The organism is Ancylobacter amanitiformis, from assembly GCF_030814815.1.
Taxonomy (GTDB): Bacteria; Pseudomonadota; Alphaproteobacteria; order Rhizobiales; family Xanthobacteraceae; genus Ancylobacter; species Ancylobacter amanitiformis.
Genome location: NZ_JAUSVR010000011.1, coordinates 132524 through 146932 on the forward strand (window position 1 = coordinate 132524; position 14409 = coordinate 146932).

General features: G+C 67.1%; 11 protein-coding genes. All 11 read left to right on the forward strand.

Going from position 1 to position 14409, the window contains the following annotated elements; genetic code table 11:
* Positions 1-9: 9 nt before the first annotated feature.
* The 11 genes from QOZ99_RS16155 (at position 10) to rseP (ending at position 14021) form a co-directional block, all read left to right on the forward strand.
* Positions 10-1329: a lipoprotein-releasing ABC transporter permease subunit gene (locus tag QOZ99_RS16155; RefSeq protein ID WP_370876872.1), complete on the forward strand. Its 1320-nt coding sequence runs from the start codon at positions 10-12 to the stop codon at positions 1327-1329.
* 45 nt (positions 1330-1374) lie between these two features.
* Entirely contained in the window at positions 1375-2064 is a 690-nt protein-coding gene (locus tag QOZ99_RS16160) for an ABC transporter ATP-binding protein (protein ID WP_306891040.1), read from the forward strand.
* Between the two features lie 227 nt (positions 2065-2291).
* Positions 2292-2753, forward strand: a complete 462-nt coding sequence (locus tag QOZ99_RS16165) for a hypothetical protein (protein ID WP_306891025.1) — start codon at positions 2292-2294, stop codon at positions 2751-2753.
* Positions 2754-3222: 469 nt separating this feature from the next.
* A complete protein-coding gene (gene dnaE, locus QOZ99_RS16170; RefSeq protein ID WP_306891026.1) occupies positions 3223-6657 on the forward strand; it encodes a DNA polymerase III subunit alpha in 3435 nt (1144 codons plus the stop codon).
* A gap of 870 nt (positions 6658-7527) precedes the next feature.
* Positions 7528-8526: a 30S ribosomal protein S2 gene (locus tag QOZ99_RS16175; protein ID WP_306891027.1), complete on the forward strand. Its 999-nt coding sequence runs from the start codon at positions 7528-7530 to the stop codon at positions 8524-8526.
* A gap of 120 nt (positions 8527-8646) precedes the next feature.
* The gene (gene tsf, locus QOZ99_RS16180) at positions 8647-9570 is read left to right on the forward strand and encodes a translation elongation factor Ts (protein WP_306891028.1); all 924 of its coding nucleotides are present in this window, start codon (positions 8647-8649) and stop codon (positions 9568-9570) included.
* Between the two features lie 114 nt (positions 9571-9684).
* On the forward strand, positions 9685-10419 hold the full coding sequence (pyrH, locus tag QOZ99_RS16185) for a UMP kinase (RefSeq protein ID WP_306891029.1): 735 nt from the start codon (positions 9685-9687) through the stop codon (positions 10417-10419).
* Positions 10420-10541: 122 nt separating this feature from the next.
* Positions 10542-11105, forward strand: a complete 564-nt coding sequence (frr, locus tag QOZ99_RS16190) for a ribosome recycling factor (protein ID WP_183188553.1) — start codon at positions 10542-10544, stop codon at positions 11103-11105.
* Between the two features lie 31 nt (positions 11106-11136).
* Positions 11137-11919: an isoprenyl transferase gene (locus QOZ99_RS16195; RefSeq protein WP_306891030.1), complete on the forward strand. Its 783-nt coding sequence runs from the start codon at positions 11137-11139 to the stop codon at positions 11917-11919.
* A gap of 4 nt (positions 11920-11923) precedes the next feature.
* A complete protein-coding gene (locus tag QOZ99_RS16200; RefSeq protein WP_306891031.1) occupies positions 11924-12745 on the forward strand; it encodes a phosphatidate cytidylyltransferase in 822 nt (273 codons plus the stop codon).
* Positions 12746-12875: 130 nt separating this feature from the next.
* Positions 12876-14021, forward strand: a complete 1146-nt coding sequence (gene rseP, locus QOZ99_RS16205; RefSeq protein WP_306891032.1) for an RIP metalloprotease RseP — start codon at positions 12876-12878, stop codon at positions 14019-14021.
* Positions 14022-14409 lie beyond the last annotated feature (388 nt).

Genomic DNA, 14409 nt, shown 5'->3' on the forward strand with positions numbered 1-14409 from the left:
GGAGCACGCATGGCAGCCAAGAAGACCGCGAAGCCCTCCGCGAAGGCGCAGCCCAAGGCTGACGCTGCGCCGACGGGCACGCGCCCGTTCAGCGCCTATGAATGGATGCTCTCGCTGCGCTACCTGCGCGCCCGCCGCAAGGAAGGCTTCATCTCGGTCGTCGCCGGCTTCTCCTTCCTCGGCATCATGCTCGGTGTGGCGACGCTCATCATCGTGATGGCGGTCATGAACGGCTTCCGCACCGAGCTGCTGTCGAAAATTCTCGGCCTCAACGGCCATCTGCTGGTGCAGCCGCTGGAAAGCCCGCTCACCGACTATGACCTGGTGGCCAAGCGCATTGCCGGGGTGCCCGGCATCAAGCTGGCGGTGCCGCTGGTGGAAGGGCAGGCGCTGGCTTCCTCCGCCTTCAATGCCGGCGGCGTGCTGGTGCGGGGCATTTCCGAGGCCAATCTGCGCGCGCTGCCCTCGATCGGCAGCAATATCCGCCAGGGCACGCTGGACGGCTTCGACGAGGGCTCCGGCATCGCCATCGGCAAGCGCCTTGCCGATCAGCTTTCGCTGCAGGCGGGCGACAATCTCACGCTGGTCGCCCCCCGCGGCGCCGTGACCCCCATGGGCACGACGCCGCGCATCAAGGTCTACAAGATCGCCGCGGTGTTCGAGATCGGCATGTCGGAATATGACAGCGCCTTCGTGTTCATGCCGCTGACGGAAAGCCAAGCCTATTTCAACAAGAATGGCGACGTCACCGCGATCGAGGTCTACACCGACAATCCCGACGATATCGAGCGCATGCGCGCGGCGGTGCACGATGCCTCTGGCAGGCCGGTCTACATTGTCGACTGGCGCCAGCGAAACGCCACCTTCTTCAACGCGCTGCAGGTCGAGCGCAACGTGATGTTCCTCATCCTCACGCTGATCGTGGTGGTGGCGGCCTTCAACATCATTTCCGGCCTCAACATGCTGGTGAAGGACAAGGGGCGCGACATCGGCATCCTGCGCACCATGGGGGCGACGCGCGGGGCGATCATGCGCATCTTTCTCGTCACCGGCGCGGCCATCGGCGTGGTCGGCACGCTGGCCGGCTTCCTGCTCGGGCTGCTGGTCTGCCTGAATGTGGAGGAGATCCGGCAGTTCATCTCCTGGCTGACGGCAACCGAACTGTTCTCGCCCGAGCTTTATTATCTCAGCCGACTGCCGGCGGAGATGAATGCCGGCGAGACGACGGCCGTCGTCATCATGGCGCTGGTCCTGTCCTTCCTCGCTCCGCTCTACCCGTCCTGGCGCGCCGCGCGCCTCGATCCGGTGGAAGCGCTGCGCTACGAATAGGGGGCGCACGTGTCCGCTGAACCGTCGCCTGTCGTTCCGACCTCCATAGCTCCGAAGGGCGCGGTATTGCGCCTTGAAGGCATCCAGCGCCGCTATGTACAGGGCGAGGGCACGCTCGAGATCCTGCGCGGCGTCGACTTTTCCGTCATGGAAGGCCAGTCGGTCGCCCTTGTCGCGCCGTCCGGCACGGGCAAGTCGACCCTGCTGCACGTGGCCGGCCTGCTGGAACATCAGGATGCCGGCGAGGTGTTCATCGCCGGCGCGGGAACGGCGGGCCTGCCGGATTCGGAGCGGACCCGCATCCGCCGCACCGAGATCGGCTTCGTCTACCAGTTCCACCACCTGCTGCCCGAGTTCTCCGCGCTGGAGAACGTGATGCTGCCGCAGATGATCCGCGGCCTATCCAAGCGCGAGGCGGCGGCGCGCGCCAAGGAATTGCTCAGCTATCTCGGCCTGGCCAAGCGCCTCGACCATCGCCCGGCGGAACTGTCGGGCGGCGAGCAGCAGCGCGTGGCCATCGCCCGCGCGGTCGCCAACGCGCCACGCGTGCTCCTGGCCGACGAGCCGACCGGCAATCTCGACCCACACACGGCCGACCATGTGTTCCACGCGCTGTCCCAGCTGGTGGAGGCCACCGGTCTCGCCGCCATCATCGCCACGCATAATCTGGCGCTCGCCGCCCGCATGCACCGGCGCGTGACCCTGCAGGACGGGCTGGTCGTCGAACTGGCCTAGGCGACCATCGACCGACACGAATCGCGAAGGCCGGGGAAATCTCCCGGCGGCGCGGCGCGGAAGATCATTCGTTCGAACGGGCTGGCGGGCGAACGGGCTGGCGGAGCCGTGCGGCCGATCCAGCGCGATGCCGGCGAAAGGGCGGCGCATTCGCACGCCAACACCTCCACGCAATGGTAATCCTATGCTATTTCAGGCCATGTCTGGGGTAGGATCGGGGCGTATCCATGTCGGCGGAGCTTCTTTCCCGTATCGAGCACATGACGCTGCTCGCGCTCGTCATCGTTGCCGCCGTGGTCTTGATCGTGGTGCTGCGCCTTCTCGGCCGGCGCAGCGTCGCGCCACAGGCTTCGCAGACGCTGCAGGGCGATGGCGGCTATGACTATCCCGTGGCGGGGGCGGATGACCATCAGGCGGTGCTCGGGCGCATCGCGGGCCGGCATGTGCCGGCCGAAGGCACGGACTGCACCGCCGAGCTTCTGCCCGATGTATCGCGGGCCGGCGAACTGCGCGCCATCTGGGTGACGGTCGAGGGCGCCCGCATCGGCCATATCGCGCCTCTGGAGGTTCCCCATTTCAACGCCGCGCTGGATGGCCGCGCGGCGCGGTGCGAGGCCGTGGTGGTGGCCTCGAAAATGGGGCGGCTGTCGGTCAAGCTCGATACGGTCTGGCCACCGCGTCTCGACTGACGCCGCGCGCATGCCGGAATCAATCTGGCGAGAAGGCCGGGCAAGCCGCTGATGCGGCTTGCTTTGGGGCCGGGTCGCGCGGCCGTCGATCTGGCGGAGGACGAAGTGCGAAGGCATGGCCTTCGCGACCGCCGATGCCAGGCGGGCACGGGGCGAATCACCGCGTGAGCGTCCCTCGTTATCGGTTCGTCAACCACGCGATGGAACGAAAGAAGAACATAATTTGACTCCGGGGATTATGGGGGTAATGTTCATCATATGTTCCATGGAGGTCGACATGATCCGCATCCTTCTTCAGGAAGTCGCCGCACTGGCCTCGGTCGGGCTGTTCGTCACCGTTCTCGGCCTCTGGGCCGGCGTGCTCAGCGGGATCTGAGGACAGCGGGGACCATTTCCGCGCCAGGGTGGACGGCGCCGGCGCGCGCGCCCACCATTCATGGCTTGAGATCCGAGTCGCAGGAGGAACCCGATGGCCGCCGATCCAGGCTTCGTGCATCTGCACGTCCATTCGTCGTTCTCGCTGCTGGAAGGCGCGCTTTCCATCGCCAAGCTGGCGGACCTCGCCAAGAAGGACCATCAGCCCGCGATCGCGCTGACCGATACCGGCAATCTGTTCGGTGCGCTGGAATTCTCCGAGAAGATGTCCGGCTCGGGCATCCAGCCGATCGCCGGCTGTTCGCTGGCGATCGATCTTCCCGGTCCGGCCCCGCGCGGCCCGGCCGGCGCGCAGCGCCCGCGCGTCGTGCTGATCGCCGCGACGCATGAGGGCTGGGCGAACCTGATGGAGCTCGTCTCGCGCTCCTTTCTCGACACCGCGTCCGATGGCGCTCCCCATATCAAGCTCGACTGGCTGGAGACCTTTTCCGGCGGGCTCATCTGCCTGACCGGCGGGCCCGCCGGGCCGATCGACCGCGCCTTCGCCGCCGGCAGCGGCGAACTGGCGGAGCAGCGTCTGGCAACGCTGGCGGCCCTGTTCGGCGACCGGCTCTATGTCGAGATCCAGCGTCACGGCGTGGCAGAGGAGCGCCGCGTGGAGGCCGCGCTGGTCGATCTCGCCTACAAGCTGGACCTGCCGCTGGTCGCCACCAACGAGCCGTTCTTCGCCGCGCAGGATGATTATGAGGCGCATGACGCGCTCATCTGCATCGCCGAGGGGCGCCTCGTCGCCGAAGGCGACCGCCGCCATCTGACCCCCGAGCATCGCTTTCGCACCCGCGCCGAGATGGCGGAACTGTTCGCCGATCTGCCGGAGGCGCTGGCCAACACGGTGGAGATCGCCCGGCGCTGCGCCTATCGCCCGCGCACGGCCAAGCCCATCCTGCCGCGCTTCACCATGGACCGCGACGAAGCGGAGGAACTGCGCCTGCAGGCGGAGGAGGGGCTGGCGCGCCGCCTCGCCGTGCATGGCCCGGCCGAGGGGCTGACGCAGAAGGACTATGAGGACCGCCTCGCCTTCGAACTGTCCATCATCGAGAAGATGAAGTTTCCTGGCTACTTCCTCATCGTGGCGGACTTCATCAAGTGGGCGAAGGCGCAGGGCATTCCGGTCGGCCCGGGCCGCGGCTCGGGCGCCGGCTCGCTGGTGGCCTATTCGCTCACCATCACCGACCTCGACCCGCTGCGCTTCGGCCTGCTGTTCGAGCGCTTCCTCAATCCCGAGCGCGTGTCGATGCCGGATTTCGACATCGATTTCTGCCAGGAGCGGCGCGACGAGGTGATCCGCTATGTGCAGCAGCGCTACGGGCGCGACCAGGTGGCGCAGATCATCACCTTCGGCACGTTGCAGGCGCGTGGCGTGCTGCGCGATGTCGGCCGGGTGCTGGAAATGCCCTATGGCCAGGTCGACAAGCTGTGCAAGCTGGTGCCGCAGAACCCGGCCAACCCGGTATCGCTGAAGCAGGCGATCCAGGACGAGCCGCGCCTGCAGGCCGAAAGCGACGCCAACCCGGTGGTGAAGCGCGCCTTCGATATCGCGACGCGGCTGGAGGGGCTCAATCGCCATGCTTCCACCCACGCCGCCGGCATCGTGATCGGCGATCGCCCGCTCGCCCGGCTCGTGCCGCTCTACCGCGACCCGCGTTCCGACATGCCGGTGACGCAGTACAACATGAAGTGGGTGGAGCAGGCCGGACTGGTGAAGTTCGACTTCCTCGGCCTCAAGACGCTCACCGTGCTGCAGACCGCGGTGCGGCTGGTGGCGCAGCGCGGCGTCCAGCTGGACCTGTCGACCATCCCGCTCGATGACCCCAAGAGCTACGCCATGATGACGCGGGGCGAGACGGTCGGCGTGTTCCAGGTGGAAAGCTCGGGCATGCGGCGCGCGCTCGTCGACATGAAGCCGGACCGGCTGGAGGACATCATCGCCCTCGTGGCGCTCTACCGCCCGGGCCCGATGGCCAATATCCCGGTCTATTGCGCGGTCAAGAACGGGCAGGAAAAGGCCGTCTATGCCCATCCCGCGCTGGAAACCAGCCTGAAGGAAACCTACGGCGTCATCATCTACCAGGAACAGGTGATGCAGATCGCCCAGACGCTCTCGGGCTATTCGCTGGGCGAAGCCGACCTCCTGCGCCGCGCCATGGGCAAGAAGATCCGCGCCGAGATGGACAAGCAGCGCGAGCGCTTCGTGGACGGCGCCATCGAGCGCGGCGTGCCCAAGGCCAAGGCGTCGGAGATCTTTGACCTTCTCGCCAAGTTCGCCGATTACGGCTTCAACAAGAGCCACGCGGCGGCCTATGCGCTGGTCGCCTACCAGACCGCCTACATGAAGGCGAACTACGCCACCGAGTTCCTCGCGGCGTCCATGACGCTCGACATGGGCAATACCGACAAGCTGGCCGAATTCCGTCAGGAGGCGCAACGCCTCGGCATCGAGGTGGTGCCGCCCTCGGTCAACCAGTCGGGCCGCGATTTCGCGGTCAGGGACGGGCGCATTCTCTACGCGCTCGCCGCCATCAAGGGCGTTGGCGGGCACGCGGTCGACGCCATCGTCGAGGCGCGCGGCGACCGGCCCTTCGCCAGCCTGTCGGACTTCGCCGCGCGCATCAACGCCAAGGCGCTGAACAAGCGCACCATGGAAAGCCTGGTCAATGCCGGCGCCTTCGACGTGCTGGAGAAGAACCGCGCCCGCGCCGCCGCCGCGATCGACAATATTCTCGGCCATGCCGCCAAGCGCGGGGCGGACGAGGCGGTCGGGCAGAACGACATGTTCGGCGGCCCGGCGCAGGCCAATGACCTGCCGCTGCCCGATGCCGCCCCCTGGCTGCCGGCCGACAAGCTGCAGAAGGAATATGACGCCATCGGCTTCTTCCTCACCGGCCACCCGCTGGATGATTATGGCAAGGCCCTGGAAAAGCTGCGCGTGCAGCGCTGGAGCGAGTTCACCCGCTCGGTGCGGGCCGGCTCCATCGCCGGGCGTCTGGCCGCGACCGTGGTGAGCCGGCAGGAGCGCCGCACCAAGACCGGCAACAAGATGGGCATTGTCGGCCTGTCCGACCCGTCCGGCCAGTTCGAGGCGGTGCTGTTTTCCGAGACGCTGGCGCAGTATCGCGAATTGCTGGAGCCCGGCACGGCGCTGCTGCTGCAGGTTTCCGCCGAGCTGCAGGGCGAGGATGTGCGCGCGCGCATCCAGACCGCCGAGCCGCTCGATGCCGCCACCGCGCGGATGCAGAAAAGCATGCGCATTTTCCTGCGCTCGCCCGAGCCGCTGGAAAGCGTCGCCGCGCGGCTCGGCTCGCTGGCGGGCGGGGGACGGGGCGATGGCGAGGTGGCGTTCGTGCTGCTGCTCGGCGAGAGTGGGGCCACCGAGGTCGAGGTGAAACTGCCCGGCCGGTTCTCGCTCTCGCCGCAGATCGCCGGCGCCATCAAGGCGGTGCCGGGCGTGGTGGCGGTGGAGGCGCATTGAGGGCGCGCGCATCGACATTGCCTCGCGAAGAGCGGCGGCGCGGCATCGGGAGACGTGTCAGGTGAGCGAATGGGCAGGCCGCGAGCTATGCGCCGCTGGGGATCTCGCTGGTCGCGCTGGCGGCTTCCCTCGGCACGTTCTGGCTGACCTATATACGACGCGGCCGGGTGCGCATGACGAAGCCGGCGGTGGTGTTCTTCGGATTTGATGTCGAGCCGAATCCGGTGCCGAAGATATTCTTCCGTATGCTGCTCTACAGCACGGCGCGCGGGGCCATATCGTCGAGGGTATGCATGCGAGAGCGCGCCGCGCCGGCACCGAGACGGTTTTCAGTTTCTGGGGATGTGGCGACGGATATGGCGACGCTTCGGGTCTGCTGGCGGGCGGCGGCCTCCTTGTAAGTAGGGCCGGAACCGCGGCGAACCATCACTTTCTCATTCCGATCGATTATTTATCCTTCCGGTTCGAACCGGGTGACTATGTGCTCGATGTTTCGGCATTGGTGGTGGGGCGCAGACGATCCGTTCTGCTCAGCCGAATCGAGCTCAGCTTGAGCGACGAACTGGCGGCCGAGCTGGGGGAATATCGGGGCGTCCTGTTTGAGCGAACCATCCACGGCAAATATGTTGGGCACAGACGGGGCTATTAGGGGGAGGGGGGCAGAGCAGTCCACCGCATCGGCCCCCAATCCCCCGCGACTTGCACCTTTCGCCTAGCTCGCGTATATGCGCGGCCATTCCGCACGCGGACTCGCGGCCGGGCTCCCTTTTCCATGACATCGTGAATGGAAAGGCCCGCCGCTCCCGGTGCCGGCGCCGAAATCCCTCGGCACGGCCATGTCCGCGGAGGCCAACCGGACGAGAGACGACCATGGCAGTTCCTGATTTCTCCATGCGCCAGCTGCTGGAAGCTGGCGTGCATTTCGGCCACCAGTCGCACCGCTGGAACCCGAAGATGGCCCCCTTCATCTTCGGCTCGCGCAACAACATCCACATTATCGACCTGTCGCAGACCGTGCCCTCGCTGCACCGCGCGCTGCAGGCGGTGTCGGACACCGTGGCCCGCGGCGGCCGCGTGCTGTTCGTCGGCACCAAGCGCCAGGCGGCGGATGCGGTGGCGGATGCGGCCAAGCGCTCGGCCCAGTATTACGTCAACTCCCGCTGGCTCGGCGGCATGCTGACCAACTGGAAGACCATTTCCCACTCCATCGCACGCCTGAAGAAGCTGGAAGAGCTGCTCAACGCGGGTGAGGGCGTCGGCTACACCAAGAAGGAGCGCCTGACGCTCCAGCGCGAGAAGGAAAAGCTGGATCGCGCCCTCGGCGGCATCCGCGACATGGGCGGCATTCCCGACCTGCTTTTCGTGATCGACACCAACAAGGAAGACCTCGCGGTGGCCGAAGCGCGCCGCCTGGGCATTCCGGTCGCCGCGATTCTCGATACCAATTCCGATCCGGACGGCATCGCCTTCCCGGTTCCCGGCAATGACGATGCCGGCCGCGCCATCAACCTCTATTGCGACCTCGTGGCCCGCGCCGCGCTGGACGGCATCGGCCGCGCCCAGGGCGATGTCGGCATCGATCTTGGCGCGATGGACGCCCCGCTTGTCGAGGAGCTGCCGGCGGAAGCCGCCTGGTCGAGCTTCGAGCCGCTGTCGGGCCCGCGCGGCATCGCCGACGACCTGAAGAAGCTCACCGGCGTGTCGCCGGCGATCGAGAAGAAGCTGACCGACCTTGGCTTCTTCCACTTCTCGCAGGTGGCCGGCCTCGACGCCGTGGACGCCCAGCGTCTCGGCGAGGAAGTGGGTCTGCCGGGCCGCGTGGACGGCTGGATCGCGCAGGCCAAGGGACTGACCGCCGAGGTCGAGTGACCACTCGCCTTCGCGAGGATGTCACCGTGTGACATCAAGCATTGCACCGCACGGCCGGCCCGGAACCCTCCGGCCGGCCGTGTCGTCGACTGACATTCGGGATCGTTTGAGGGATCGAACATGGCCAACATCACCGCTGCCCTGGTGAAGGATCTGCGCGAGAAGACCGGCGCCGGCATGATGGACTGCAAGGCCGCGCTGAACGAGGTGGACGGCGACGTCGAAGCCGCCATCGACTGGCTGCGCAAGAAGGGCCTCGCCAAGGCCGCCAAGAAGGCCGGCCGCGTCGCCGCCGAGGGCCTGATCGGCCTCACCGTTCAGGGTGGCAAGGGCGTGCTGGTCGAGGTGAATTCCGAGACCGACTTCGTCGCCCGCAACGAGCAGTTCCAGCAGCTGGTCCGTGGCATCGCCACCGTCGCGCTTACCGCGGGTGCGGATATCGAGGCGATCAAGGCGGCTGAATTCGCCACCGGCGGCACCGTCGAAAACGCCATCTCCACCGCCATCGCCACCATCGGCGAGAACATGAACCTGCGCCGCGCCGCCGTCCTGGACGTGGCGCCGGGCGTGGTCGGCTCCTACATCCACGGCTCCGTGGGCGAGGGCCTCGGCAAGATCGGCGTGCTGGTCGCGCTGCAGTCGGAAGGCAAGGCGGATGAACTGGCCGCGCTCGGCCGGCAGATCGCCATGCATGTGGCGGCAGCCAACCCGCAGGCGCTCGACGCGTCCAGCATTCCCGCGGATGTCGTCGCCCGCGAGAAGGGCGTGCTGGCCGAGAAGGCCAAGGCCTCCGGCAAGCCGGACAACGTGGTCGAGAAGATCGTCGAGAGCGGCCTGAAGACTTTCTACAAGGAAGTCACGCTGCTGGAGCAGGCCTTCATCCACGACCCGTCCAAGACGGTGGCGCAGGCGGTGAAGGAAAGCGAAGGCAAGATCGGCGCGCCGGTCAAGCTGGTGGCGTTCGTCCGCTTCGGCCTTGGCGAGGGCGTCGAGAAGCAGGAAAGCGACTTCGCCGCCGAAGTCGCCGCGGCCGCCGGCGTCTGATCGCCCCGGTGCTCGGCACGAGCCGTTGACAATTGCACGCCGGAGCGCCCAAGGGCGGTCCGGCGTGTTTTAGTATCTGCGCGACCCACGTCGCGCGAATCTGCGAGGTGCCCCATGTCGACCGCAACTGAACCCGTCAAACCGGCCTATGCCCGCGTGCTGGTGAAGGTCTCGGGCGAGGCGCTGATGGGCGGCGAGGCCTTCGGCCTTCACTGGCCGACCATCGAGCGTATCGCGCAGGATCTGGTCGAGGCCCGCAGCACCGGCGCCGAGGTGGCGGTCGTGGTGGGCGGCGGCAACATCCTGCGCGGGGCGAGCGTGGCGGGGCAGGGGCTCGACCGCGCCACCGCCGACCACATGGGCATGCTGGCGACGGTCATGAACGCGCTGGCGCTGGAGAAGGCGCTGGAGCAGGCCGGCAGCCCGGCGCGCACGCTTTCCGCCATTCCCATGCCGACCATCTGCGAGCCCTATGCCCGCCAGACCGCCTCGCGCCATCTCGAGCGCGGACGAATCGTGCTGCTCGCCGGCGGCACCGGCAACCCGTTCTTCACCACCGATACCGGCGCCGTGCTGCGCGCCGCCGAGCTGGAATGCGACGCGGTGCTGAAGGCGACCAATGTCGACGGGGTCTATACCGCCGATCCCAAGACCGATCCCACCGCCCGTCGCTATGAGCGGCTGACCCATGACGAGGCGCTGGCCAAGGACCTCAAGGTGATGGACGCGGCAGCCTTCGCGCTGGCGCGCGAGGCGAAGCTGCCCATCGTGGTGTTTTCCATCCGCGAGCCTGGTGCAATCGCGGCGGCGGTCCGCGGCCAGGGGCGCGCCACCACCGTGGCTCCCTAGCCATCGCAGCGGTGTACCAGCGCCCGAAAGTGTTTGCCTCGGGCTGGGATAGAGTCGATATAGCCGATGCCGGCTTGCGGGAGCCGGTCTTGGTGTTGCGAGATCAAGAGAAGAGGTTCGCCATGAGTTCTGCGCCGGTCGACATTGCCGATCTCAAGCGTCGCATGCAGGGTGCCATCGGCGTCCTGAAGCAGGAGCTGTCGGGTCTGCGTACCGGGCGGGCCTCGGCGAGCCTGCTGGAGCCGCTGCAGGTGGATGCCTATGGTAGCCACATGCCGCTCAACCAGGTCGCCTCGGTCAATGTGCCGGAGCCGCGCCTGCTCTCGGTGCAGGTGTGGGATCGCGGCATGGTGGCGGCGGTGGAAAAGGCGATCCGCGATTCCAATCTCGGCCTCAACCCGCAGACCGAGGGGCAGGTGCTGCGCGTGCGCATCCCCGAGCTGACCCAGGATCGCCGACAGGAACTGGTGAAGGTCGCGCACAAATATGCCGAGGCCTGCCGCGTCTCCGTGCGTCATGTGCGCCGCGACGGGCTGGATTCGCTCAAGAAGGCGGAGAAGGACGCCGAGGTCAGCAAGGACGACCTCGACCGGCTGGCCGATCAGGTGCAGAAGGCGACGGACCAGTCCATCACCGAGATCGACCAGGTCCTCGCGTCGAAGGAAAAGGAAATTCTGGCCGTCTAGCTCGCGGGTGCGAGAGGGATCCTCCGTGAACATGGCGAAGATCGGGGTGCCGGGTGGCACTCCCAGTGAACGTGAGTCTCCAGCGGTGTCGGTTGCCGGCAGCGCTGTGCCGCGGCATGTCGCCATCATCATGGACGGCAATGGCCGCTGGGCGAAGGCGCACGGTCTGCCGCGCTTCGAGGGGCATCGGCGCGGTGTCGAGGCGGTGCGCCGCACGGTCAGCGCCGCCCGCGACCTCGGCATCGAGGCAGTGACGATCTACAGTTTCTCCAGCGAGAACTGGTCGCGCCCGCTCGCCGAGGTGAGCGAACTCATGGGGCTGCTGAAGCGCTTCATCCGCTCGGACCTGCGGGATTTGCACGCCAACAATGTGCGTGTGCGCATCATCGGCGAGGGGCACCCCGGCGATTCCGAGATCGAGACGATGCTGCGGGAGACCGAGGTGATCACCCGCGGCAATACCGGGCTTCGCCTCACCGTGGCCTTCAACTATGGCTCGCGCAACGAGATTGCCCGCGCGGTGCAGGGCCTTGCCCGCGATGTGGCGCAGGGCCGGCTGACGCCCGACGATATCACCCCCGAACGCATTGCCGAGCGGCTCGACACGGCGGAGCTGCCGCCGCTCGACCTCGTCATCCGCACCAGCGGCGAGCAGCGGCTGTCGAATTTCCTGCTCTGGCAGGCCGCCTATGCCGAACTCGTGTTCCTGCCGGTGCACTGGCCGGATTTCGACCGCGCCTGGTTCGAGAAGGCTCTGTCCGAATATAGCCGCCGCGAGCGGCGTTTCGGCGGAATCGAACCGGACGGGTGTTGAGCCGTTGCGGATCGGTGCCGATTTCCTTCCGCGCCTCGGGTCGGCGATGGCTCTGGCCCCGCTGGTGCTGTTCCTGTGCTGGTGGGGCGGCTGGCCGTATATGGCGCTGGTCGTCGCCACGTCGCTCATCGTGCTGTGGGAATGGCTGGGCATCATCGCCGCCCGGCCCAAGCCCGCGCTGGTCGCCATTGGCGGCGCGGCGCTGGTGGTCGCGTCCCTCATGCTGGTGATCCGCCCTGTCTCGGCCGCGGCGGCCGTCCTGCTGGTGGGCATGGTGCTGATGGCGCTGGTGGCCCGCGGGGGGCGGCAATTGCGCCCCTGGGCGACCGGCGGCCTGTTCTACGCGGGCGCGCTTGCGTTGCCGGCGCTGATTTTGCGGGCGGATACGCATGTCGGGCTCGTCACCCTGATCTGGCTGCTGGCCGTGGTGTGGAGCACGGACATTGCCGCCTATTTCTGCGGGCGTCTGCTGCGCGGGCCCAGGCTCTGGCCACGTGTCAGCCCGAACAAGACGTGGTCCGGCGCGCTTGGTGGCGCCTTGTTCGGCACCTTGGCCGGCATGCTCACCATCTATCTCGCGGGCCTTCCCTCCGCGCTGCTCGCCGCCCCGGTGGCACTGCTCGCCAGTGCCGTGAGCCAGGTGGGCGACCTGTTCGAATCATCCATGAAGCGTCGCTTCGGCGTGAAGGATTCCGGCTCGCTCATTCCCGGCCATGGTGGGCTGATGGACCGGCTGGACGGGCTGATCACGGCCGCGCTGTTCGCGCTGCTGGTCGGGCTCGTCCGCGATCCCGACGCCCCCGCGCTCGGCCTGCTTCTGTGGTGACGTCGCCAAGCGGGGCGGGGTCGCGGCCAAATATGCAGGGGACGGGGCGGACTTTCGCCCAACTTCGCCGTAAAAGCTTGGCAGGAAAAGACGACACGACCTCGTCGCCGGCTATGTGGGAAACCTTGTAATGGAAATACTCGCCTCGATGGGCGGCAATGCGAGCTGGCTCCTCGGCTATGTCGTCCCGTTCCTGTTCGTGCTGACCATCGTGGTGTTCTTCCATGAGCTGGGCCATTTCTGGGTGGCCCGCCGCGCGGGGGTCTCGATCGTCGCCTTCTCCATCGGCTTCGGTCCGGAGCTGATCGGGTTCAACGATCGGCATGGGACCCGCTGGAAGATTTCCGCCATTCCGCTCGGCGGCTACGTGAAATTCCTCGGTGACGACAATGCCGCCTCGACGCCCGATCGCGGCGCGCTGGAGCGCATGAGCGACGCGGACCGGCGGGGCAGTTTCTTCCACAAGTCGGTCGGCGCCCGCGCCGCCATCGTGGCCGCCGGCCCGATCGCCAATTTCATTCTGGCGATCGTCATTTTCGCCGGGCTGTTCATGGTGGTGGGCCGCCCGGTGACGACGCCGCAGGTCGATACCGTGCAGGCGGGCAGCGCGGCGGAGCGGGCGGGGTTCGCGCCCAACGACATCATCCTGTCGATCGACGGCACCAAGGTCGACACGTTCGGCGACATGCAGCGCATCGTCAGCACCAGCGCGGATCGCCCGCTCGCCATCGAGGTGGAGCGCGGCGGCCAGGTGCTGACGCTGACCGCGACGCCGGACCAGCGCGAGATCAAGGATACTTTCGGCAACACCCATCGCATCGGCGTGTTGGGCATTTCGCGCGCCAGCGGCGGGGCGGATGCGCGCACCGAGCGATTCGGCCCGGTGGATGCGACCGTGATGGCCACGCGCGAAGTGTGGTTCATCGTCGACCGCACCTTCAGCTATCTCGGTGGCGTGGTGACGGGGCGCGAATCGGCCGATCAGCTCGGCGGGCCGATTCGCATTGCGCAGGTGTCGGGGCAGGTGGCCACCTTCGGAATCGCGGCGCTGCTTCAGCTGGCGGCGGTTCTGTCGGTTTCGATCGGTCTTCTTAACCTCTTCCCCGTACCGTTACTGGATGGCGGGCATCTGCTCTTCTATGCCATCGAGGCGCTGCGCGGCCGGCCGCTCAGCGATCGGGCGCAGGAAGTCGGATTCCGCATCGGTCTGGCGTTGGTGTTGATGTTGATGCTGTTCGCGACATGGAACGATATCCTAAATATCTCAAAATCTTGAGTAGGTTCGCAGGATGGCGTTGCGCATGGGCCACGCCATCCTGAAAAGGCATGAGGGGCGGACCGCCTTGGTTTGCAGGCTCTGGAAAAGCTTGTACAAGCGGATCGCAGGGTGAAGAACGTGCCAGCTTGCGGCCGCAAGCGGCGCGGCGTCAGAACAACGGTAAGGTTGCGCGCCAAATGGCTGGTAGTTTCCGGTTTATGAGTAAGATGGCTTCGATCGCCGGTGTGGTGGCGATGCTGACCGTCGCTGGGGTGGCCGGAGTTGTCGTCGCGCCCGTGAGTGCCGTCGCGCAGAGCGCCAGCTCGATCGTGGTCGAGGGCAACCGTCGCGTCGATGCGGAGACCATCCGCTCCTATTTCCAGAGCAAGCCGGGTGAGCCGCTGAC

Excerpts from the sequence above, each read along its gene's own strand:
- frr (WP_183188553.1), top strand. The coding sequence starts at position 10,542 with ATGAGTTCTGCGCCGGTCGACATTGCCGATCTCAAGCGTCGCATGCAG.
- QOZ99_RS16195 (WP_306891030.1), top strand. The coding sequence starts at position 11,137 with ATGGCGAAGATCGGGGTGCCGGGTGGCACTCCCAGTGAACGTGAGTCT.
- dnaE (WP_306891026.1), top strand. The coding sequence starts at position 3,223 with ATGGCCGCCGATCCAGGCTTCGTGCATCTGCACGTCCATTCGTCGTTC.
- rseP (WP_306891032.1), top strand. The coding sequence starts at position 12,876 with ATGGAAATACTCGCCTCGATGGGCGGCAATGCGAGCTGGCTCCTCGGC.
- QOZ99_RS16175 (WP_306891027.1), top strand. The coding sequence starts at position 7,528 with ATGGCAGTTCCTGATTTCTCCATGCGCCAGCTGCTGGAAGCTGGCGTG.
- QOZ99_RS16165 (WP_306891025.1), top strand. The coding sequence starts at position 2,292 with ATGTCGGCGGAGCTTCTTTCCCGTATCGAGCACATGACGCTGCTCGCG.
- pyrH (WP_306891029.1), top strand. The coding sequence starts at position 9,685 with ATGTCGACCGCAACTGAACCCGTCAAACCGGCCTATGCCCGCGTGCTG.
- tsf (WP_306891028.1), top strand. The coding sequence starts at position 8,647 with ATGGCCAACATCACCGCTGCCCTGGTGAAGGATCTGCGCGAGAAGACC.
- QOZ99_RS16155 (WP_370876872.1), top strand. The coding sequence starts at position 10 with ATGGCAGCCAAGAAGACCGCGAAGCCCTCCGCGAAGGCGCAGCCCAAG.